Genomic DNA, 22,648 nt, shown 5'->3' on the forward strand with positions numbered 1-22,648 from the left:
GTTATTCGACGTCCGAGCGCGATATCGCCATAAAGACATCGTCGATATCGCGGCGCACCCTTTCAGTGAGCGGCAACGACACATTAAGCTGCGCCGCCAAGCTGAGGGCGTGATCCAGGTCTTTCTCCGCCAGCGCCGCGAAAGGGCCAAACACCGCTCGCATATCCTCATCACTGCAGGCGGCGCGCACGCCGTCACGACCGTCGATAAACTGCTTCATCATGGCGGTAATCACGCCATTGGCCTGCCCTACCTGATGCAGCGCATCGAGATCGGCACCGGCGCATTTGACCAATTGCGCCGCTTCAGAGATCGCCGAAAAAGCGGCATAGTTCATCAGGTTATTTGCCAGCTTCAGCACGGTTGCCTGCCCCGCCTCACCGGCATACACCACCGTTTTACTCGTACACGCAAACATCGCCTGACAGCGCGATACTGCCGCTTTACTGCCGCCGGCCATAATGCATAGCGTGGCATCCGCCGCTCCCGCCGCACCGCCGGTGATAGGGGCATCGACCAGCGCCAGCCCTCGCTCAGCGGCATCCGCGGCCCAGCGCACAACACCGTCTCGGGTAACAGTGCTGTGAATGGCAATAACGGTTTCGGGTGCAGCCACCGCAAAAATACCGGCCTCGCCATAGAGCAGTTGCTCAACGTCCGCGTCATCGCGCACGCACAGCGCGATCAGCGAGCAATTGCGAGCCAGTTCCTCCGCGCTTTCAACAACGCGGGCGCCCAGCGCCTGCATTTCTGCCAGGGGCGCGGGGTCGAGATCGAATACCGATAAGGCAAGATGCTGTGACGAGGCCTTGCGGGCAATATTGGCGCACATCGGTTTGCCAATATTCCCCAGACCAATAAAGCCGCACTGCACGGCGCTCATAGCTCGCCCGCCTGCCGCGGGCGAAAGCGCATTGGCAAAGTAGTAAAGCCGCGCACATTAGGGTTGTGAGTGCGGTCACTGCGCGACAGGTCCAATTCGTAATCGGGAATCGCCTTTAGCAGCTCCTCGAAGCATACCCTGACCTCCAAGCGCGCCAACGCCGAACCCAGGCAGGCGTGAATACCCACGCCGAAGGCCATGTGGTCGCGCGCTCCCCGGCATACATCGTAGACATCGGCATTTTCATAGCGCTCTTCGTCACGACTGGCGGAAATAATGCACAGCCCCACGCGCGCGCCAGCGGCAATCTTTTGTCCGCGAATCTCGATATCTTTCGTTACCGTTCGGCCGATCATTTGCGTGGATCCATCGAAACGCAGAGTCTCCTCTACCGCGTCGGCGATGCGGCTGGGATCGTCAATCAACAACTGGCGCTGCTGCGGGTGCTGCCACAAGCGGTAGCCCATATTGCCGATCAACTTGGTGGTGGTTTCGTTGCCGGCAACCGCCAGCAAAATGCCAAAACCAATGACATCGTCGTGAGTCATTTTGCCGTCTTTCTCAGCCTGTAAAACGCAGCTGAACATATCGTCGGGATCGAAGGGCTGCTCAGCCAATTGTCGGGACAGGTCGTCAAAATACTGGGCCAATTTAAAATAGGCGTTGACGTTCGCTTCGCTGATCTCGAACTGGCCATCTTCCCGGTAGATCAGCTCATCTGCCCAGGTGCGCACCGCGGCTTGATCCGCCTCGGGCACATGAATCATGGTAGAGATCACGTCCATTGGCAGAATGGCGCTGAAGTCCTGAATCAGGTCCATCTCCCCGCGCGCCAGATGAGACGCAATCAGCGAGCGGGCCTTTTGCCGCGTGTAGTCTTCAAGAGCAGCAATACGCTGGGGCACCATCAGCCCCGATAGCAGCTTGCGAATACGCGTATGGTCCGGCGGGTCCATATTAATAAACATGGGGTAGCCCGCCGACGCGCTTTGGTCTGACTCCAAGGCCGGGCCATTGATGCTGCTAAAGGTTTTAAAATCGCGGAATGCGTTAAAACAGTCTTCCCATTTGCTCAGCAGCCAAAAGCCATGCTCGGCGTTGTAGTAAACCGGCGCTTCGGCCCGCAAACGCTGGTAGTAGGGATAGGGATCTTCATGAACCGCATGGGAATAGGGATTGAACTCCACCGCCGCCATCGCGCACTCCTTATCATTATTATTGCCAAGTACGCTAGCACAGCCCTACACAAAAGGTAAATACACTAAATATATTTTAATAAATATGTGTTACATTAATTGACGCTACAGAATTCACAGGCGCCCAGGCCATGCCACAGACTTCAGCCGCACTCGAGCGGTTTCGCAACAACCCGCTAAAACAACTCAATGCCCTCAGCAATGACTGTGAACAAGCCACCATGCAGGGCTTAGCCGCCCAGGGGTTCACGAAATTAGCCATGCACTTCGCTGCGCCGATGAGCTTGCTGGGCCAACGCCCACACCGGCTCACCGAGCTAGCCCAGCGACTGGCAATGAGTAAACAGCTTTGCCTACAGAGCCTGCGCCCTTTGAGCGAGGCCGGGTATATCGCGCGCCAAGCCGACCCGCTCGACAAGCGCGCAAAGCTGATTGCCCTTAGCCCGCGCGGCAATCAGCTTATTGCTGCAGCAAACCAACAGTTGGCCGACGTCAATGAGCATTATGTGGCGCAGCTCGGCAGCACTGAGATGGCGTTTTTGAGCCGCTATGCTCAGCGGGTTTGCATTGAGATGGCCGTGCCCGGCTTTGAACCGAACCGGACTGACATTGATGAACAACTGCCTTTTTCGATGCTGATCGGCATGATCAACCGAAGCCTGCAGCGTCACCTGATGCAGGGCACCATTGCCCGCGGCCACCCACATTTGCAAATGACTCACGGCCAGGTGCTCGCCTGCCTGGCCCCAGAGGGCAGCAGTGTTGGCGAACTGGCACAGGCCAATGGCGTATCCAGCCAGGCCATTTCTCGCGTCGCACGCCAGCTTGATGAATTGGGCTATGTCGAGCGCCACAGTGACCCCACTGACGGACGCAGCCAGCGCCTTCACCTGACTGAAACGGGCGTTGAGTTAATAGACGATGCGGTATCAGTTATGACGGAACTAGAGCGACGCCTGCAACACCGCCTGGGTGACGGCGACTTCCAGCGCTTCTGCAAGGCCCTACAGACGCTTAGCGGCGCCGAACCGCAGGCTAGGGTGAATGTGGCGGCGCCGCTAAGCGTCCCCGAGTTGCTGACTTACGCGGCGGACTTACTGAATAAGGGCCGGCCGAGCGCCGACCTGAATGCCGCCGTCGAAAAACGCCTGGGAGGCGAAGCGCAAACGCAGCTGAATGAATTACTCCGCCTTGCTGTCGGGACTCCCGTAGGGTGAGAGTTTGTGCAATTGATCCAGGTAGACAAAGATTTTCGCGAAGTGGCGCGATGAGCGCCGCTGCCAGCGCAGCGCATCCAGATACAAATCGCCATTAACGGTATTCTCATTACCCGACGCAATTTCTGCCATCAGCGCTTCGCGGGCGGATTCGGTCTCGTCCTCGCAGCGCTCAGCAAACGCCGATGCAGCGCCGGCCACGTCATCAGACTCGTCTGTTAAGCGTTTTACGAGCTGCCGGCAACCGTCTTCAAAAACCACACCGGAGTGCAGTGGCGGCCCTTTTTTCTGCCAGCGCTGAGCCGTTTCCCGATCTGCCAAGCGCAGGTGCAGGCGCTGCATATGGTCAATGACGTGCATACACGCCAACAGGCGCTGCCAGCTGTCCGGCGTGTCGGGCCGCAAGTGAATATCGTCTACATAGCGTTGGCAGCGCTCAATGGCATCGTCAAGCTCGCGATGGCGCTCGGGCTTGGCTGATGGCTGGTCGCGCAGCAAACCAATGCAATATTGCAGCTGCGCTTCAACCAGTGAGCGCAAGCTGCGCCGTACAGCCTCCAGGGCAATCGCGGGGTCTTTCAATAATTGCTTATCCAAATGCCCAGTGAACTGCTCCTGTGCCTCCGGCACCAGCCAGAGCATGAACCGCGCAAACTGGCCCGCCAGTGGTAACACCAAAATAACGCCGAGCAGATTGAACAAGCTGTGAAACGCCACAAGGGCGACCTCAGCCTGCTGGTATATCGCCCCGGGCGCCCACCATTGCCAAAGCGCAACGTAGGGCAGCAGCATGAGAAAGGCGGCAATCCCGGTGAACACGTTGTACACCACATGGGAATAGCCCGTGCGCCGAGTTTCGGCTGAGCCGCCCAGGGTGGCAAACAGCGCCGTTGCAGTGGTGCCAACGTCCATACCAATTACCATCGCGGCCGCCTGTTCAAACTCCAAAGCGCCGCTGTGCACAGCGGTTAACGCGGTAGCCACGCCCGCACTGGAGGATTGGGTAATCAGCGTAATTAGCGCCCCCAGCAACAACAGCTGGAGACGCCCCAGCCAAGTATTCTCAGGAAAACTGTCCGGGGTAATCCGCCCCTCTAAGCCGGACATTCCCACTTGCATCGCGTCGATGCCAACAAAGATCAGGCCAAAACCCGCAAGTGCCAGCCCGGCGGCACGCCAGCGCCCCCGGCCAAACAATTGCGCCAGGGCGCCAGCGAGAATACAGGGCAACAACAGCGTATTCAGCTCGAGCTTGAAGCCCAGCAGGGCGACCATCCACCCCGTAACGGTGGTACCGAGGTTAGCGCCAAATATCACCCCAAGGGCCTGGGGATAGCTCAATAAGCCCGCGCCAACAAAGCCCACCGCCGCCACTGTTGTTGCGCTGGAAGACTGCAGAATTGCCGTGGTTGCTGCGCCGGTGAAGGCGCCACTAGTCGGGCTGCGGGTAAAGCGCGAAAGTGCCCGGTGAAGGGCATCGCCAGCCAGTGCTTTGAGGCCGTCGGTCATCAGGATAATGCCGACTAAAAACAGGCCGAGGCCGCCCGCTAATTCCATCCATTGGTTCACATTGAAACGCCTTTAAACGATCGCTGTATTTTGCCGATAACAACGCGCCATTTATTCCCCGTAATTTTACTTAGGGCCTAGGCACGGGCGAGTATCCGGTCGAGCTGATTAGCGAAGGCTTGTTTCTCACGCTGGCCATAGGCGCTTTGCCCGCCGCTCTGAATGCCGGAGGAGCGCAGCGTCTCCATAAAATCGCGCATATTGAGCCGACCGCGAATATTGTCAGCCGTGTAACGCTCACCCCTTGGGTTGAGAGCCATCGCGCCTTTCTCGATGACCTCGGCGGCCAGGGGAATATCACTCGTAATGACCAGGTCCCCCTCTTCACAACGGCGCACAATTTCATTGTCGGCAACATCAAAGCCAGCGCTCACCTGAACCGCGGTAATATGGGGGACCGGCGGCACTCTCAGCATTTGATTCGCCACGAGGGTTAAGGCGACCCCGGTGCGCTCGGCCGCTTTAAATAAGATGTCTCTGACCACCACCGGGCAGGCATCGGCGTCAACCCAGATTTTCATTTTGGCTTTCTCCGGCATTTCGTTATAGCGTGTCAGGCATCGCTTTGACCTGGCGCTCCGTACAGACACTGAGCACCTTGCTGTGGAAAGAAATTATGACGCGATTAACCCTATTTTACGATGGCCGATGCCCCTTGTGTGTCGCGGAAATGACGCGACTCGCCGCCCTGGACGGTCGCCGCGCACTGGCCTTTGAAGACATCAACGGCGAGGACTTTAGTCGCCGCTACCCCAGCATCGACCCCGTTGCGGCCAACCGCGTGTTACACGGCTGGGATGAAAACGGTTCGTTGTTACTTGGCCTGGATGTGAGCTGTCGCGCCTGGCAGCTGGTAGGAAAACACCGCTGGATGGCCGCACTGCGCTGGCCGCTTATTCGCCCCTTGGCAGACCTTGGCTATCGCGTGTTCGCTCGACACCGCTACTTCTTTTCCCAGCTGTTTACCGGCCAGCCACGCTGCACAGAGCGCTGCGCCATCATTGAACATCGCCGCCATGAACCCTAAACGCGCACTGGTGGTCGGCGGCAATAGCGCTATTGCGCAGGCGCTGATCCAAAAATTGCTGACCGACCAAGAATTGGATGACGTACACGTCTTTAGTCGCCACCCCAGCGCCGCTAAATGCGATGACCAGCGACTACACTGGCACTGCGGCGACTACAGCTCGGACAGCCTCGCTGCGTGGGCAGACTCCCTGGCGGAGCATAGCGGCGCCATCTCTCGCGTGTTTATTTTCAATGGCGTGCTACACGACGACGCCGGCCAACCTGAAAAGCGCCTCGAAGACATTAACGCCGACACACTGCTGTCGCGACTGCACAGCAATACCGTAACCCCCATGCTGGCTATTCAAGCGCTACTACCTGTGCTGCGCGGCCCTCAGCCCTGCGTGGTAGCCGTTCTCAGTGCCCGAATCGGCAGCATTGGCGATAACCAACTCGGTGGTTGGTACAGTTACCGCGCCTCCAAGGCAGCGTTGAACATGTTGTTAAAAACCGCCAGCATCGAATTCGCTCGCCGTGCTAAGAACCTGAAATTGCTGTCCTTCCACCCGGGCACGACCGACTCCCCCCTGTCAGCGCCCTTTCAGCGCCGCGTCCCAGACGGCAAGTTATTCACCCCTCAGTTCGTCGCCGAACGCCTGCTGGACCTCTGCTCCGCCCTTCCCCACGACGGCCAGCTCAGTTATATCGATTGGCAGGGAAAAGCCATCGACTGGTAACGGCCGTGGAAACTACGCATGTTCGACAGTGCAAGTGCACACTAGCATTACAGGTGTTATTGCCACGGCGTTATATGTACTGACGAGACAGGGAGTTCGGGTACCGCATAGCCGCGGCTTCCTTATTGGCCGGTGCTCAGGGAGCAGTCATGAACTTGTTCCTCCAAAAACTCCGTCGTCACAGCGCATCACGCCAACCTGCTGTGAGTCGCTCCCGCCGTTGGCTGCACCCACTGGCCAGCCTTGCCAGTTTCATTCTTATCGCCGTTGTTGCGGTATATATCGACCAGCTGAATAACCACAACCGCGAGTTGAACCACCGCGACGCCGTGCTGCGGGAAATGGGTTCCATCAGCGCTAAAGTAGAGAGTGACCTCAAGGGTGACCTCCAAGCAGCCAAAGCGATGGTGGCAGCCGTCCGCCAGCACCCGGATCTGAACCCCGATTATCTGGATAAATATTCCGAAAGCCTGCTCTCGGGTGAAAGCCGCATTCGCAGCGTTGCGGTATTTCGCGGTGTTATCGGCGCCTATGTCTACCCACTCAAAGGCAATGAGCCGGTGCTGGGGCTGGACTTAAGAACGCGGCCCGACCAACTCGCCGACATGATGAAGGTACACAGAACCGGCGGCGCTGTACTCTCGGGCCCTGTCGAATTGGTTCAAGGCGGCATGGCGCTGATTGCCCGTCTACCCGGTGGCCAGAGTCAAGGCGCTGGAGAGCCGATGACGGTGTCAGCTGTGATTGATATAGAGCAGCTGCTGCGTAGCAGTGGCCTGAGTGAGGCAGGCGAGCGATTACAGGTAGCCATACGCAAATACGGCCCCGAGGGTCGCTTAGGTAAAACCGTATTTGGCGACGCCGCGCTATTTAACGACCAGACCCGCGCGGTGACCACAGATATCCGACTACCGCTGGATGAGCGCTGGCAAATCGCCGCTGCCCCCGAGAGCGGCTGGCTACAAGTGAACCTGCTTGACCCCTTCCGGGTTGTTGTCGCATCGCTGGCACTAATCATTTTTTGCTTCCTAAGCATTATTTCGTGGCTGCTTGCCAAGCGCTATGAAAGCAACCAACTATTGGTTCAGCTGTTCGAGCTCTCGCCGATTGGCATTGCATTAAACGACTACGAAACAGGCAAATTCATCGCCGCCAATCAATCTCTGTGCAAAAGTTTAGGCTACCCTCATGAAAAGCTAACCGAGTTGCGCTACCAAGATATAACTCCCCAGGAATACATGTTGGATGACGAGGCGGCTTTCATTGTTCTCACAGAAACAGGCCGCCTGGGGCCCTATGAAAAGCAGCTTATCCGCGCCAATGGCGAGCCCCTGCCTATCGAAACCAACAGCATCTTATTCAGCGACTCGCAGGGTAAACCGCTAATCTGGTCAATGGTTGAGGACATTAGTGAGCGGATGCACGCCGCCCAGATAATGGACCGGCAGCAACAGATGTTTAACTCCATGAGCCAGCAAGCAAGGATCGGCGCCTGGGAGCTGGAGGTGGAGAGCGGCCAGCTCACATGGTCTGAGGTAACAAGGGAAATTTGTGGTGTACCAGCAAACTTTACCCCAACTGAAGAGGCGCTTCGCAGGGTGTTTCCTCAGGAAGAGATGTGGCACCTGCTACAGCATTTGATCCGACGCGCCATTGTTAATGGCCAGGCATTTAGCGAGGAAGTGAAGCTCACCACACAACAAGGCCGCGAACTGTGGATTCAGCTCACGGGCCACCCGGTACTGCACAAACAACGCTGCACACACATTTTCGGCTCACTTCAGGACATTGATGACCGCAAACGCGCAGCCGAAGCATTGATACGCGCCCGCGATGAAGCGGAGCAAGCCGCTCGCTCGAAAAGTGAGTTTTTGGCAACCATGAGCCACGAAATTCGCACCCCGATGAACGGCGTCCTCGGCATGCTGAATTTGCTGGCAAACTCCGAACTGGACTTCGAACAGGAGCGTCGGGTGAGCATTGCCCGCAGCAGCGCACATTCACTGCTCTCTCTCATCGACGATGTCCTGGACTTCTCCCGCATCGACGCCGGCAAAATGACTCTGGAAGACAGCAGTTTTGCGATACGCGAAGTCATCGAAGAAGTCTGCGAGAGTATGTCGTTGCGCGCACAGGAAAAAGGCCTGGAGCTCATTGTTGACCTTAGTGAGATCAACATAGACATGGTCTCAGGCGACGCCGCAAGGCTGCGCCAGGTCCTGACCAACTTACTTGGCAACGCACTAAAATTTACCGAAAGTGGCGAGATCGTTGTTCACGCCACGCTCACCGAGCATCAAAACCAATGGATATTTGACTGCTACGTTCGCGACACCGGCATCGGCATTGCCAGTGAAAAATTAGACAGCCTGTTTAGCGCATTCACCCAGGCGGATGCCAGCACCACGCGCCGCTACGGCGGCTCCGGACTTGGCCTGTCGATTAGTCAGAAAATCTGCCAAGCCATGAATGGCAGCATTGCCGTGAGCAGCAAGGAAAACAAAGGAAGCACCTTCCATGTCCAGGTGATGCTGAATTCATCCGCCGATGCGTCATTCGATGAGGCCTATGCATCGGGCAGGCATGTATGGTTGATAGAGGACAATATAAACAGCTGCAAAAGCCTGGAGCGTCAGCTGCTGCGCTGGGGCGCAAAAGTCTATTGCTCCACATCCAGTGAGTCGGCGCTCAACTCTGCCGAGAGTCATGATATTCCGCTGGAGAAAATCGACCTGGTTATTATCGACCGATACATGGATGGCCTAGATGGCACCGAGCTCGTTCAATTCCTGCGCCAGGAAGAACATCTAAGCAGCCAGCCTTTCGTATTGCTGAGCAAAATCAGTAGTCAGGGAACCGACGCCCACTTTCGCTCGCTGGGCTTCGATGCGTGGTATCCCAAACCCCTCACCACCAGTAATTTGCGCGAAGCACTAAAACTGGCGCCCCTGGGAAGCTACTTACAAAGCGATAGCAGCGACCGTACGCAGGAGGCACCGGCTAGCAGCCTATTACAAGGCAGGCGCGTGCTACTGGTCGAGGACAATGCGGTAAACCAAGAGGTAGTGCGCTGCCTGCTAGACGAGTTGGGCTTACAGGTCAGCATTGCCGATAACGGCAACAAGGCCATCGCTGCGCTGAAACACCAGCAGGACAAGCAAGCGCCGCCCTACTCGGCAATTTTAATGGACTGTCAGATGCCGGAAATGGATGGTTACGAGTGCACTCGCCAAATCCGTGCAGGTCTGGCAGGCGAAGCGGCACGCGAGTTACCCATTATCGCGTTGACGGCCAATGCCCTCAGTGGCGACCGGGAAAAATGCAGCGCCGCCGGTATGGATGACTACCTCAGCAAACCGATTGACCCCGACCGGCTGCATAAAAAATTGCTCAGCTGGTTGCACGCCTCGCGCAGCGACGACCCTGCCAACCCCGCATCAAAGAATCATACAGAGGCGCTGTGGAATGCCGACAAAGCACTGGAAGGAGTCATGGGGCAGGAGCGGACCCTGAATAAAATGCTGTTGATGTTCAACGAGTACAGCATTGCGCAACAGCAGGCATTACGCAGCGCAGTCACCGCAGCAGATACCGCAGAAATTGCCCGTATCAGCCGCGCACTGAAGGGCAGTAGCGGACAGCTGCAAGGCGACGCACTGCGCGAGCTGGCCTCATCACTGGAACTTGCCGCCAGCAATAAGGACTGGGAAAAAATCCACTATTTCTATCCCCAGCTCCACCAGTGCTGGCTGCAGCTATGCGCGTGCTTTGAACAATATCTGCTACGCAACACCAACAAAAGTCGCGCGCTAATAGAGGGTTAACCGCCGCGCCGACGTATAATGTAGGCATGACCAGCAACGTTCTCACCGCTGCTAAAGGCGCCGACCTACTGCAGAACATCGACCAGCTACTCAGCCAGCACGAAGCATTGTGGCGCGCCGGCGCGACCGCCGAGCCAGCGCCGCACTACGACGAGCTGTTCCTCGCGCTTCGCACACTCTCGGTAGAGGATGTTGCTCAGCTTCAGAGCGATGACCTTATGCTCTTGGAGCGATTGTCGCCACACTTTGCTGATGCCGAAGACATTCTCGCCATTCTGTCTTACTTTACGCCGCCCATCGCGCCACCACATATCGAGCCGCCCAGCGGCATTGGTGGTAGAAAGTGGCAGCAAATACAGGCTTTTTGTGGTGGGCTAGCATCACTGTCGGGAAACGTGATCGAGTGGTGTTCCGGAAAAGGCTACCTCGGCCAGGCACTGCGATTCCACCCGCAACACGCACCCTCGTCTGTCATCGGCCTGGAAATTGATAGCGATCTTGTTGCCAGTGGCAACCACAGGCACACCAACACCCATCAACGCATTGTGCGCTGCGATGTATTGAGCGAACAGGCAGAGTCGTTTGTGGCCGACGCCAACGCCATCATTGCACTGCACGCCTGCGGAGGGCTCCACCAACGCATGCTGAAAGTTGCCGCGACGACGAGCACCGCGCAGATTGCCCTCGCCCCGTGCTGCTACCACCGGTTTATTGAGCAGTACGCGCCACTGTCCAAGGCCGTTAACAACTCGCCCCTCTCAATCACAACACAAGATTTGCGCCTGGCGGTTCGACAAACCGTCACGGCCCGGCGCGGTGAAACGCAGGCGCGACGACAACTTCACCACTGGTGGCTTGCAAGCCAACAACTTTCCCAGCAACAGGGGATAGCGCTGGACCAATACCGCGCCCTGCCCCACAGTGCTGCCAAAAAAGGGTTTAGCTACTTTGTAGAACAACAATGCGCCGCCAATGGCATTGCAACACTCGACATGAGCGACGCTGATACCGCCCTGACGCACGCAGCAGGCCTGCAGCTTGCGCAAGAGCAGCGCGGCCTCGCTGCCATGCTATTCAGGCGGCTGCTGGAATTGCGCTGTGTGTTAGACAGCGCCCTATTCCTGTGTGAGCAGGACTACCACGTTACGCTCAGTGTCTTTTGCCCGAGTACAACCACCCCAAGAAACTTTTTATTATCTGCCCGGCGCAAGAACGAAAGCTAAGCATCAAAGAGCTTAGTCACGTAAATAGACCCCGCTATTCCCGTAGCCATCCACCACTGCCACCTGCACGATGTCCGCTCCAATGTCCACGCTTGAGCGAGGCACCGCACGGCTATCGATCGTCCAGCGATCTGTTAGGTCTTCGGTATTGCCGAAACTGTCGACGGCAATAATCGACGAAATTTTGCGAATTGGCGCGGCCTGATCTTCTCGGACAAAGGGGTCGATAACACGGCGAGTATCAGGTAGCACGGGGTAGTGCAGCGTTAAGCTACCCTGCTCTTCCATCAGGGCGAGGTTTGTCGCAGGACTGACCTCAAAAGCCAGCGAGGCCAGGTGGTAATCCTCCCCAGCTAGCGAGGGCGACAATGCTGAACCCGATACGACAAATCGGTAGTTTCCAGCCGGCCAGTCTAAGGGCGCTTCGAAATCGACAAGCCAAATGTGTCTACCGCTGCTCAAGCGGTACTTTAGCTGCATTTCAAAGAAGGTATTGAGGGCATCGCCATTCGCGCGGGTAACCGACTGCCATGCGCCGTTACGCTCTACTTGCATCAGCACTGAGGGCGTACCTAGAACAGGATCCCCTCCCTCAAAAACAAACTCAGTTCGCTCAAACCGAGATATGGATCGCGGTTGAGAAATACTGCTACCCGCTAGCATGCTGGGCAAGGCTTGCGCATTGACTTGCGAATCATAGTGCTGGCGGTAGTGCTCATAGCGCACAACCAGCTCATCAATCGGCGCCGCGCTGCGGTCTCGAAGCGACTCGAGTAGCTCCACCGTTACATCAAGAAAGCGCTCGCCCTGCTTCCAGCCCCAAAAAGTCGTGGTAGATTCCGCGCCTCCCAATGTTGCCCAGTCCTCCTCTTCGGGCGGCAAGATATAGCCAATATGGTCACCGGCATAACCCCATATAAAGGTGTCGTCGTAGCGATAGCGTTCCCCACCTCCCACTTCAGCAGCCGCATCGAGTAATCGCAGGCCGTATTCAGTAAGCGGTTCACCCGGCTGCATCAACAGTGTCAGCTCGCCAACTTTTTGAGCGGCAATGATCGTGTCCTGCGGGTAAAACGAGGCGTTTTCGGCAACGCCATTGTCGGCGAGGTCGTAGGCATCTGGCGGCGGTGAAGGCAGGCAATACGGAATCTGCTCGGGCAGGCCATTCCCCTCATAGCCCGGCACGTCTTTCAGACCAGCACCAACGAAGGGGACCGCAATGTCGTTGCCGCACTGCCCCGCACCCCAGGCGTAGGGAAACTCCTCAGGGCGATAACCCAGCCTGTCGCGATCAAGGATAATCCGCTTAGACACACTGCGAAGATCAGGGGATAGCTGGAACTGTTCAATGCTGTCGGCTATCACTTTTATTTGCGGAGCAAGCCGGCGCCCATAGCTTTCAATACGCTGCAGCTTATTGCGATGAATATTACTGCGCGGACTGATATCGCCGGCCGCATTCTGCACCAACATCGCCAGTGGCAACGCCATCAGTTGCTCGGTTGCTCTTTCTACTGACGCCAGCACATCCCCTGAGAAATATTGATTCTCCACGTCAAAAGCAATGCCGTGAGCCGCCCAATTGATAATTACCGCCATGGGCTCAGGCTCAGTGTTATCCAAGGCATCGATGCGAATCACACCAAGGCGGCGGTGAAGCGCTTGCAACCTATCCTCGTCGTAGCTGGGTAAACGCCCACGACGAAAGCCGTTCATTCCCAGCGCTTCCTGAGCACTACCGTGGCCAATACGCGCCAAGCGCATATTGTCATCGTCCAATGCCGTCACCACTACCGTTGCCAATTGCGCAACGACTCGGCGGTAGACTTCGTGCTGGTACAGATCCATCGCCAACCAAAAATAGCGTGCAGAGTGGTTAGCGAGTGCCCCAGGCCCATCGTGGCTGTGAGTCGCAGAGAGTACTAAGCCATCACCAAGCGCGATTCCCGTTTGCCGTTGCACTTCGGCTTTTACATCTTCGGCAAGTTCGTTAAGTGCGCCGATGAAATCGGTTTTCAAAAATACGATGTAGTCGCGACCATCGTGCAGGGCAATGGCTTTGGCAACCAGTGAATCGTAGTAGCCTCGGCTCGGCGGCGAATAACTTGCGTAGGGTGAATGAGCCGCACGCAACTCATCGGGCAAAGGCGCCAGAGGAGGACAGCTTTCAGGGTGGTCGGGCTCGCAGCCGTCAGCCATGTATGGAATGAAGTCGACCAGCTCATCAAAGAATGTTTGATAATCACCTGAGGCAAAGCCTTCGGCCCCGGGGATATAGTCGCCAGCAACAGGCGGCCTTAGGTAGCCACCTAGCGGAGTACCAACGGGAATATCAATCGCCACCTTGGCGATACCTGCACGCAGCGGCATAACCGAGTGAACCTGCGGCTGCGCTTTGGCCTGCGGCTGCGGCTGCTCGAGCCCCGCCTCAGCCCCCACAGCCATCATCACTTGACGCAGCGCATTGGCTGAATTTTCTTGCAGGCCAGCTAATACCGCATCTCCCGCCTTTTGGAACTCGCCATCGCGCATGTGCTCAACGGCCGCACTGAAAGCGCGGGTATCGATAGGCAAAGTCTCACCGCCAACTACCACTGGTTCGCCGACAATAGTCACGGGGGCAGGTAACGGTGGGCAGCCTGCCGGCCCCCGTACCTCCCGCGCTATCCACGTATCGAGTAACTGTCCTTGGCTATGTAGAAAGTGCGATTTTTGACATTTTGCATGGGGCGCCGCACGAGGGTAGCCATGGGGGTCGAAATCATCCCCCCTGGGCGCGACATTACCGATAGGCGGGCTTTGTGTTTTCCCTTCATCGAGCTCAATAAAACCAGACTTACTGCTGCGGCAAGCTCCCTGGCAACTGCCGCTGTCGTAACCCTCGCCATCTCGCCCAGCGAGCGCGAAGCCCCAAAATGCATCGACGTCTGGGTCGCGCTCTGCAAAGAACGCCTCTCGAGAGGCAAAGGTATATGTTGCGTTGTCGCCTGGGCGACGCGGGTAAATATCAGCGACCTCAACGCCAATGGTTCGCGCCATCACCTGGGCGCTCCAGTGGGTAACTTGGTGGTCCGCAAAAGCCGGTTGCAGCAGGACTTGATTGTCAGGCCCATTCAAGGCGCTATTGTCGGCGATATGGTGGGCATACCCATTATTTTCAGACCGATCCCATAGCATCTGGATGAGTGCAAACCCTAAGTCGCGATCCAAGTCATCCTGGTAGGAGAGATAGAGAGGCGTAGCGTAGGACGGCAAGCCACCCGGCTCGTATTCTGCGTCAAAATCAACGCTGCGCCTCAGCAGGGTTGAGTAGTTCATGCCGACGACACCAAATACTCCGCGTTGCACATCCTTGGACATTGCAACGATCGGCCCTCCGGTGATCCCGCCTTGCGAGTTGCCGTCGTAGAAGATCTCTCTATGATCGAAAACAGGCCGGCCCTTGGCATCCTGAAATACGGCCTCTGCCGCAAAACCAGCCGGGTGACGCATAGCCCTGGCAAGGAATAGAAAATTCAACAGCCCCTGTTGGGAAGCATCTGGAATCACCGCAAAATTGGATAAATCTACCAGCGCCGCCAAAACATTAGGAACATCCCCTGTCGAGAAGCCGAACAGGTCGACACCACAAAACAGGAAATTGTATTCACGACTGAAATTCGGCACGTGATCGTATGTCACCGCCTGGTGGCCGTCCAATAAGCCATGGCCGTATATCCCACCCCTTGCTGGGTTTTCCGAGCTGGCTTGCTCAGGGATTTGGCAGGTAAATCGCGTTGTCATTTCACCGAGACTGTCGGGTAAGCCATCCCCGTAGCTCGCCCCGGCGGCGTCGAAGGCGGGCGCATCGAGCGGGTCAAAGTACAGTCGGTTGGGCTGCACTGAGCCACCATCTGCAATACCCACTCCCTCAAACAAGGTCTCGCAAGCTTCGCGCATTTCCTCCGGGAGCTGCACACACAATTGCTCGGCATAGATGCTGAGCTGGTCCAGTGGTGCGGGATCGGTGGGAATAACAAAACTCGGCACGGTGATCGTGCCCTCGATACGCCTAGCAATCCCTTCTCTGGGATTCTCCGTAACTTTGTCGATCGTGTAATCTGGCGCTAGACCTAAATCGGTGATGTTCCCCTGGGCGTCTTCGAGCTGACCGAGCTGTTTAAATGCTTCATCACGCATATGGCGTAATCTGCCCACATTGTTTTCCGCACTGGCAACGGTAAAGTCCCACGCTAGGTACAGCTCATCATCGATACCTACCCCCGCTTGCAGCAAAACGGGACGGACGTTTTCATCCCACTGCTGACACCGCGCTGACAACACTGGAACGCCAGCGGCTTTACTATCTCGACAGGCCCGGAAAGCGGCTTGTGCCCTGAGATAGGGGTCGCCGTTTTGCTGGCTTGGCAAGCGTTTCAAAACAACAACATATCTCTGCCCTTCATCAAAATTCCGTGCGGGCCGGATGAGCAGCGCCGCTCGTTTTTCTGCCAAGGGGCTGCTATTTTCCACACCCTCACTGGGTAGCAGTAAGCCGGCGTTCAAATCCACCTCTGCCCACACCGGGTGTAGTTCGCCACTATCAGCATTGATTACCAATACAGAAGACTGATCGACCTCCAGTGACTCAGACAAATGCGTTAGTCGAGGCGCACCGGGTACCGTGCCATCGTCATTGCTTTGCAGGTTCGGCACGTATGTCATGATCATTTGCCCTGGCGAGAAACCATCGTTTCGGTTCCATTCCCTCGGGTCAATCGGCTTTCCAGCGATATTCCTCGGCATTGCGAGAGGATTGAAGTCCACTCGGCGCCCACTACCACCACGGGAAACGGATTGCGGGCTGCCATTGCTGGCGGGGACAGTAAAATGATCGCTTGGGAAAGGAAACAGACAGTGGGCGGGATCAAGCAGATCACAGCCGCGCGCGGTGGCCTCAATCAGTTCGCCAATAGCAGGCAGGTCATCATTATTATTGCTACCTCCACTGCCGAAAGCCGCACATACACCCGGGGCTAATCCGCTATCAATACAGCTGTCATAGATAGGTATCTCCGGGTCTATCTGGCTGCAAAGCGGTTCGGCGTCAGCGCCGCCTTGCTCGCGACAGCGCGCGGCGTATTCGCGCTGAATATAGTCGACTCGAAACCCGGCCATACTCAGCAAACAACGCTCGGAGTCGGCCCCTTCAGTTGAACACGCCGCTAAATATGGCGGTAAATATGCATCGGCTTGGTCCGCCTTATCAAACAGCGGCAGGTAGCCCTGCATTCGCAGTAGCGGCGCCGTGAGTGGCCCCAGGGACACGAACTCCTCATAGCCAGTGAATGGTACCAACATACCGGCGTCACCCGAGGCATCCACATAACTGAACTCTTCTTCGGGGATAATATAGCCAAAGCTATTTTGCGTGAGCCCGAGCAGCATAGTGTGCGCATTTTGCGACGCCAGAGAGCGAATAAATTCGCCAAATGTTCCGGTTGTTTCACCTGGAATCGTGACAATCTCCAGGCCACTCTCTTCACCACCCAAGGTAATTCGAGTCACATCGGTCGTGGCGTAGGGCGTTGCCTGCGGCAGGTATTGAGCTTGCGCCCCAAGCTCTGGCGGCAGCTGCTCATTTACACCAGTGAAATCATAATACTGGTTAAAAGCGCCCAGCCCGCCTGCTGCGACAAAAACCGGATTGGTAACTGGCAGCACGACTTGCTGACTTTGCACACGCAAGCCGCTGCGAATTTCTCGAATGGCCTCGTCGCCCTGTACCGCAGCGGCCATGCCCTCTCCTCGACAGTGAACGCGACCATAGTCTGGCGATGCATCGCCATAGCCCTGTGGCTCACATCCGGGGCGGCTGCCCGACGCCGAAGCATCGGCAATCGGGCCATTGAAATACAGCGCGGTACCGCCCTCTTTTTCCAGCCAATCCGTCACTCCGAGGGGGTAGTCGGGATGGGGAATACGAGGGTCTTCATTGATAGCAGTCGGATGGGCATTGAACTGCATAAGATAGCCAATATTTTCACCGCTGCGCGCATCGATCGCCGTCAATAGGGTGGCAAGGGTGTCGCTATCAATGTCTGGATCCGTCTGCTTGGGACGGCGGTAATTATTAAACTCTGCAAGTTCTGCCGTCTTCACTGTCACAGCAACTTCTGTCGCGGCTTGTTTGGCTTCCTGTGCCGCCAGTGACGCCTGTCGGTACAAGGTATTGTGAATCCAGTCCTTGGGCACACCGCCCCACAGGCCTTGAAGATCTGCACCCGCATGGCTATGCGTCTGGCCGAATACGACATTGTCCTCAGATATACCAGACGCTTGTGCGACCACCTCGCGCATTTCCTGTTGAATAATATTCCCGGCGCCGACCGCATCAACAACCACAAACATCACTTGCTCAGCAGCATTTTCACCCTCTGCAGGCTGCTCGACATACATGGCGCGCACCCAACTGCGCTCAACACATTGCGAGGTGTCAAAGGTCTCGGGGTCGTAGCGACTCTGTTCAGACAACAAGCATGGCTGCTCTGCTGGTGCTGTAAGGCTTTCCCCAAACCCACCAAAGGGATCAGGTTGATTCTGCAGTGGGTTAATACCAAAGCCGCCGAGATTAAACTTCTGTAGATGCCGCGTTTCCCCCAACCGAGGTTCATCAATACCTGCAATGTGTTCAACACTCGGATCAATAGCCTGCTTCGAGGCGCCAATGCGCAACCGCCCACGGAGGAATTCATCGTCATAGATGGTTGCTATCGCTTCAGCGACATCGACCCTTGCAAATTCTGCGCGACTAACCGTTACCCTAAAGCGCTCATGCTCTTCCAATACCTCGTCATTAACGACCGGCACCGCAGCGACGTAGTCGGTTACTCCCACTGGGATCTCAACATTCTGCGGGGCATGCGCAAAATCACTGTCCGAGGTTGTGATATCAGTGAAAACCAGCTCGACAACCACTCGGACAGGGCTTGCCTGACTTAAGTGCAACGGCAGCAAAAGTGCACCGCTGTTTTCATCAGCCGCAGCATCATCAATGCTCAACCTAGGCCTTTGGCTTTCGGAGCACCCCTGCAGGAGTTCGCCGTCATCATCGGGTGTTGCAGGGCATACATCTAGCTCATCGGCGGTGCCGTCGTTGTCGTCATCGGAGTCAGCGTTGTCACCGATACCGTCGCCATCGGCATCACCGGTCTCTTGCGGATTATTGGGAAATGCATCATCGGCATTGTGAACACCGTCGCCGTCACGGTCGTCATCGCTATTGTCGCCTACCCCGTCACCATCCAGGTCGGCAGACTCAGTAGCATCTAGGGGAAACTGGTCATTGCCGTCAGCAACACCGTCACCATCAGTATCCGCATCATTCGGGCGGGTGCCGATAGCGGCCTCTTCTTCATCGCTTAGGCCATCATTATCGTCATCGCTGTCACACACATCGCCATGACCATCATCGTCATTGTCTTGCTGCGAACCATTAGATAAAGATGGGCAATTATCCCGTGCATCGGGGACACCATCCCCGTCGCGATCAACTCTTGCCGCTTCATTGCTACAACCAAATTCATCCACGGAGATACCAAACCCAGTGCGGGGGCAACGGTCGCGATAATCACTAATGCCATCGGCATCACTGTCAGCACCGGCATCACCATTGTATTGACCATCAGCTATGTCCCGCTCGGTGAGCGCTAAATGTCGCCGGGCGAGCTCTTCAGAAACCAACTCTCGCACTCCGTTGCCATTGGCAGTTCGCGCCCAGCTGGCAACCGACGTGGAGTGGAAATCGCTACGTTTAAAATCTGAGGGGTCAGCGGTCAAATCAGCCGCGCCATCGCGTACTCGCTGCGAAATGTAGATGCCATTCTCGGGAATACCATCGGCGTCCAACGTGAGGAAAAACCGCGCCAAATTCACCGCTGAGATATCATCTCCAGCGCTCAATGCAAGCATGCTAATGATCGGTGCTCCGCGGACACTACCCAAAGAAATTCCGCCGATGCGAAAGTGGATCACCTCTTGCTTGAAATACAGAAACCCGCCGCTGCTGTCAGTCAAGGATTCCCGATCATCAGAGGAACGCCGATACAGTACTCCGCCCACTGGAGAGTCAACCAACTGACCATAGAGTTCACTTTCGGGCGCCGAAGAGCGGCCACCGCCCCCGCCACCACAGGCAAACATAAAGAAAGAAACGACGGTCAGTAGACCAACTCGGCAAACAACGCGCATTACGGCACCTCCTTGGCAATGCAACACGGGTTCTTCTGCCTAGGTATTTGAGGCTGGACCACGATGAGGGCGTAGTGACGGTCGTTCCACGTGTTGCGATATAGCTCTCTCAAACGCGGGCGCTGGAGAGCACTTTTTTATTAGGAATAAGGAAGTTACTGGCTACAACAGAGGTGGCACAAGCGCATCGGTGACAACGCGCAAATACACAACTTATAAAAAATAGGAACTAATTGATAAAATTCAAAAGCTTAACGGCGAGCACCCCAAATGCACAAAAACCAACAGAGGGGCATTAGCGGCAGTTGGTTCAAATAATCAAACTAGCAGACTTAGTGGCGCGGCGCTTATCTGGCCGTGTAATCTTGACTAACTGCCCGCCCATCACCATTCGCTTGCAGATAGCGCTGACTATCCACCCACCCCTTCTCGGTATAAAAACCCCAGTCGCGGATTTTCGGTCCGGTCAAAAACACTGTGACGCTATCGGCTGAAAGCAGGTCCAGACGATGCGGCGCGCGAGACATTCTGGCGGTGACCGAGCCGGGCTCTAGCACACGTGTCTTGCTGGGAAGGGTCTCAGATATGCGCCCTCGCAACACAACTGAGATATTGAATAGCCAGGGGTGGTCATGGAGATGACTGTCGGGATCATCTTCTTGGACATGGTGAAGGTATACATTGAACAAGCGGTTTTTAGGCAGCAGGTGCCAGCGCGTTAGGTAGCGCTCACCAATGCGCTTTGAAGGAGATGTGTCCATACGGCGTTCAGCTCGTCGCTGCATGGCGGAGAGTAATGCTTGAGGTAACTTCATCAACTGCAGGCCAGTATACGGTCAATCACGAGAGCAAATTATAACAGCCGCCGGGGCATCAGACATTGTCCAGCGCTTGCAGCAAGGGTTGAAGTGCTGCACTGCTATCGTAGTCACTGCGCTCCCCGCGCATTAGCGCTGCTTCGGTCAACGCGGCCAGCAGCATTCTGGCGTAGAGTTCTCTATCGCTGTCGGACAGCTCACGCTCCGGCCACATCTCGTCAAGACGTCGCTGGGCCTCCAGCACCACAGCACTGCGGCGCAGTCGTTCGCGACCAAGAATGTGGGGCGCGTCCAACAGCACGACCTGTACAAAGCCCGGCTGGTCGCAGAGAGCCATAAAACGCTGCCATGATTCTGCCAGCCCGGCGTCGCCCCCATTTTCCGACGGCGCCTGAAGCGTCGCGAGCAGTTCTGCCTCGTAAGACTCGGTGACCGCTTCGAAGAGTGCTTCCTTGTTGCCAAAGTAGTGATAGATGGGTCGGATAGTTGTTCCGGCCTCTCGGGCAATATCCTCCAACGCTGTGGTGGAATAGCCTTTTTCACCGAATTGTTGACGAGCACAGGCTAGGACTTTTGACTGGGTTTCTTCCCGTCGCTGGGCCTGCGTGCGGCGCTGTTTTTGAACCAATACTCTACCCTCTTAATAGCGGAGCACAGTGTAGCTTGCTTTTTGCAAAGATGATATGTAGCGTTATTACATATAATTATTTGATCGAGTCTGCCATGAATCCGACCAACCCCTCCCTCGACAGCCGCACTTCGCTGGAAAAGTGTTTCTCCCCCGCCAAGATCAATGGCCTCGAGTTAAAAAACCGGCTTATTAAAGCAGGCACCTTCGAAAATATGACCCCGTTGGGCGTCCCTGGCTCGACGTTAAGTGCGTTTCACCAGCGCCTGGCGGATGGCGGCATTGCCATGACAACACTCGGCTATTGTGCGGTGACCGCCGACGGCCGACTCAATGAAAATATGATGTATATGCACGAGGGCATCCGCGCGCCCCTCACGTCGCTGATTCATTCATTGCATGAGCGCGGCACTGCAGTGTCTGGGCAAATGGGGCACTGCGGCGGCTTTTCCAAGAACCGCGAGCTACAACGCCGCCGGCCGCTGGGCCCCAGCTTCGCGATTAATGGCTTGGGCCTAAGTCAGGGCATGTTCTTCGCCGATGCGATGTCCATCCAGGATATCGATGAGATGGTGGATCAGTACCGCGATGCAGCGCAATTTATGAAGTCTGTGGGTTTCGACGCGCTGGAGATCCACTTTGGCCACGGCTATGGCCTTTGCCAATTTATCAGTCCAAAAACCAATAAGCGTAAAGATGAATATGGCGGCAGTTTGGAAAACCGCATGCGACTGCCACTGCGGGTACTTGCTGCGGTTCGCGAAGCGGTTGGCGACGCCTTTCCTATACTCGGCAAGATCAGTATGTCAGAGGGCGTGCGCGGCGGGATTCATTACGATGACTCGGTTGTAATTAGTCAAATGCTCGACCAGGCCGGTATTGATGCCATTGTCTGCAGCGGCGGCACCAGCACGATGAACCCAATGCTGATGTTCCGTGGCGATAATATGCTGCCCACAATGCTTGCGACAGAGAAAAGCCTGTTGATGCGGCTTATTCTACGGTTGGCAGGAAAGTCGATGTTTCGCGATTATCCCTACACGGACCTCTATTTTCTCGAGCAAGCAAAGCGCATTCGCGAGGCCGTTAATTGCCAGCTAGTGTACATTGGCGGCGCAACCGGGAATGATAATTTCGCCGACTTAATGGATGCGGGCTTTGACTTTATTCAGCTTGGACGGAGCTTATTGAGCGACCCCGAATTACCGAATCGCTGCGCGCGCGATGCCGGCTTTAAGAGTCGCTGCGTTCACTGCAACGAATGCGTGGGAACCATCGAGAGTCCCCAGGGTATTCACTGCACCCGTTACTGAGGA

Annotated in this window: 13 protein-coding genes; 6 read left to right on the forward strand and 7 right to left on the reverse strand. The window is 56.2% G+C overall.

The window, feature by feature from the left end; all coding sequences use genetic code 11:
• Position 1: 1 nt before the first annotated feature.
• Together B3K78_RS16510 and B3K78_RS16515 are read right to left on the reverse strand one after the other, a co-directional pair.
• A complete protein-coding gene (locus tag B3K78_RS16510) occupies positions 2-883 on the reverse strand; it encodes an NAD(P)-dependent oxidoreductase (protein ID WP_286696308.1) in 882 nt (293 codons plus the stop codon).
• Positions 880-2,079 (reverse strand): cytochrome P450, encoded by a 1,200-nt coding sequence (locus tag B3K78_RS16515; protein ID WP_286696309.1) that lies wholly within the window; start codon positions 2,077-2,079, stop codon positions 880-882. Before B3K78_RS16515 ends, B3K78_RS16510 begins: the two co-directional genes overlap by 4 nt.
• Before the next feature lie 131 nt (positions 2,080-2,210).
• Between B3K78_RS16515 and B3K78_RS16520 the strand changes: the two genes are divergently transcribed.
• The gene (locus B3K78_RS16520; RefSeq protein WP_286696310.1) at positions 2,211-3,296 is read left to right on the forward strand and encodes a MarR family winged helix-turn-helix transcriptional regulator; all 1,086 of its coding nucleotides are present in this window, start codon (positions 2,211-2,213) and stop codon (positions 3,294-3,296) included.
• Here B3K78_RS16520 and B3K78_RS16525 read toward each other — a convergent pair.
• Together B3K78_RS16525 and B3K78_RS16530 are read right to left on the reverse strand one after the other, a co-directional pair.
• Positions 3,261-4,865, reverse strand: a complete 1,605-nt coding sequence (locus B3K78_RS16525; RefSeq protein ID WP_286696311.1) for a Na/Pi cotransporter family protein — start codon at positions 4,863-4,865, stop codon at positions 3,261-3,263. The genes B3K78_RS16520 and B3K78_RS16525 overlap by 36 nt on opposite strands.
• A 77-nt stretch (positions 4,866-4,942) precedes the next feature.
• Positions 4,943-5,386 carry a YaiI/YqxD family protein gene (locus B3K78_RS16530; RefSeq protein WP_204994640.1) on the reverse strand — a complete coding sequence of 148 codons (444 nt, stop codon included), beginning with the start codon at positions 5,384-5,386 and terminating at the stop codon, positions 4,943-4,945.
• Between the two features lie 95 nt (positions 5,387-5,481).
• Between B3K78_RS16530 and B3K78_RS16535 the strand changes: the two genes are divergently transcribed.
• The 4 genes from B3K78_RS16535 (at position 5,482) to B3K78_RS16550 (ending at position 11,657) form a co-directional block, all read left to right on the forward strand.
• Positions 5,482-5,892: a thiol-disulfide oxidoreductase DCC family protein gene (locus B3K78_RS16535; protein ID WP_286696312.1), complete on the forward strand. Its 411-nt coding sequence runs from the start codon at positions 5,482-5,484 to the stop codon at positions 5,890-5,892.
• Entirely contained in the window at positions 5,882-6,610 is a 729-nt protein-coding gene (locus tag B3K78_RS16540; protein ID WP_286696313.1) for an SDR family NAD(P)-dependent oxidoreductase, read from the forward strand. Before B3K78_RS16535 ends, B3K78_RS16540 begins: the two co-directional genes overlap by 11 nt.
• Positions 6,611-6,759: 149 nt before the next feature.
• Complete coding sequence (locus B3K78_RS16545) at positions 6,760-10,434, forward strand: response regulator (RefSeq protein WP_286696314.1); 3,675 nt, start codon at positions 6,760-6,762, stop codon at positions 10,432-10,434.
• 26 nt (positions 10,435-10,460) lie between these two features.
• On the forward strand, positions 10,461-11,657 hold the full coding sequence (locus tag B3K78_RS16550) for a methyltransferase (RefSeq protein WP_286696315.1): 1,197 nt from the start codon (positions 10,461-10,463) through the stop codon (positions 11,655-11,657).
• 12 nt (positions 11,658-11,669) lie between these two features.
• Here B3K78_RS16550 and B3K78_RS16555 read toward each other — a convergent pair whose 3' ends face one another.
• The 3 genes from B3K78_RS16555 to B3K78_RS16565 form a co-directional block, all read right to left on the reverse strand.
• The gene (locus B3K78_RS16555; protein WP_286696316.1) at positions 11,670-19,886 is read right to left on the reverse strand and encodes a thrombospondin type 3 repeat-containing protein; all 8,217 of its coding nucleotides are present in this window, start codon (positions 19,884-19,886) and stop codon (positions 11,670-11,672) included.
• Between the two features lie 347 nt (positions 19,887-20,233).
• Positions 20,234-20,701, reverse strand: a complete 468-nt coding sequence (locus B3K78_RS16560) for a hypothetical protein (RefSeq protein ID WP_286696317.1) — start codon at positions 20,699-20,701, stop codon at positions 20,234-20,236.
• A gap of 58 nt (positions 20,702-20,759) precedes the next feature.
• Positions 20,760-21,332 carry a TetR/AcrR family transcriptional regulator gene (locus tag B3K78_RS16565; RefSeq protein ID WP_204994646.1) on the reverse strand — a complete coding sequence of 191 codons (573 nt, stop codon included), beginning with the start codon at positions 21,330-21,332 and terminating at the stop codon, positions 20,760-20,762.
• A gap of 95 nt (positions 21,333-21,427) precedes the next feature.
• On the opposite strand from B3K78_RS16565, the gene B3K78_RS16570 reads away from it, so the two are divergent.
• The gene (locus tag B3K78_RS16570) at positions 21,428-22,645 is read left to right on the forward strand and encodes an NADH:flavin oxidoreductase (protein ID WP_286696318.1); all 1,218 of its coding nucleotides are present in this window, start codon (positions 21,428-21,430) and stop codon (positions 22,643-22,645) included.
• The last annotated feature ends 3 nt before the right edge of the window (positions 22,646-22,648 follow it).

Origin of the sequence: Spongiibacter sp. UBA1325 (genome assembly GCF_002306875.1) — a bacterium.
In the GTDB taxonomy this organism is placed as follows: domain Bacteria; phylum Pseudomonadota; class Gammaproteobacteria; order Pseudomonadales; family Spongiibacteraceae; genus Spongiibacter; species Spongiibacter marinus.

Coding starts and splice junctions, on each gene's coding strand:
- B3K78_RS16510 (WP_286696308.1), bottom strand. CDS start 883: ATGAGCGCCGTGCAGTGCGGCTTTATTGGTCTGGGGAATATTGGCAAA.
- B3K78_RS16515 (WP_286696309.1), bottom strand. CDS start 2,079: ATGGCGGCGGTGGAGTTCAATCCCTATTCCCATGCGGTTCATGAAGAT.
- B3K78_RS16520 (WP_286696310.1), top strand. CDS start 2,211: ATGCCACAGACTTCAGCCGCACTCGAGCGGTTTCGCAACAACCCGCTA.
- B3K78_RS16530 (WP_204994640.1), bottom strand. CDS start 5,386: ATGAAAATCTGGGTTGACGCCGATGCCTGCCCGGTGGTGGTCAGAGAC.
- B3K78_RS16535 (WP_286696312.1), top strand. CDS start 5,482: ATGACGCGATTAACCCTATTTTACGATGGCCGATGCCCCTTGTGTGTC.
- B3K78_RS16540 (WP_286696313.1), top strand. CDS start 5,882: ATGAACCCTAAACGCGCACTGGTGGTCGGCGGCAATAGCGCTATTGCG.
- B3K78_RS16545 (WP_286696314.1), top strand. CDS start 6,760: ATGAACTTGTTCCTCCAAAAACTCCGTCGTCACAGCGCATCACGCCAA.
- B3K78_RS16550 (WP_286696315.1), top strand. CDS start 10,461: ATGACCAGCAACGTTCTCACCGCTGCTAAAGGCGCCGACCTACTGCAG.
- B3K78_RS16555 (WP_286696316.1), bottom strand. CDS start 19,886: ATGCGCGTTGTTTGCCGAGTTGGTCTACTGACCGTCGTTTCTTTCTTT.
- B3K78_RS16560 (WP_286696317.1), bottom strand. CDS start 20,701: ATGAAGTTACCTCAAGCATTACTCTCCGCCATGCAGCGACGAGCTGAA.
- B3K78_RS16570 (WP_286696318.1), top strand. CDS start 21,428: ATGAATCCGACCAACCCCTCCCTCGACAGCCGCACTTCGCTGGAAAAG.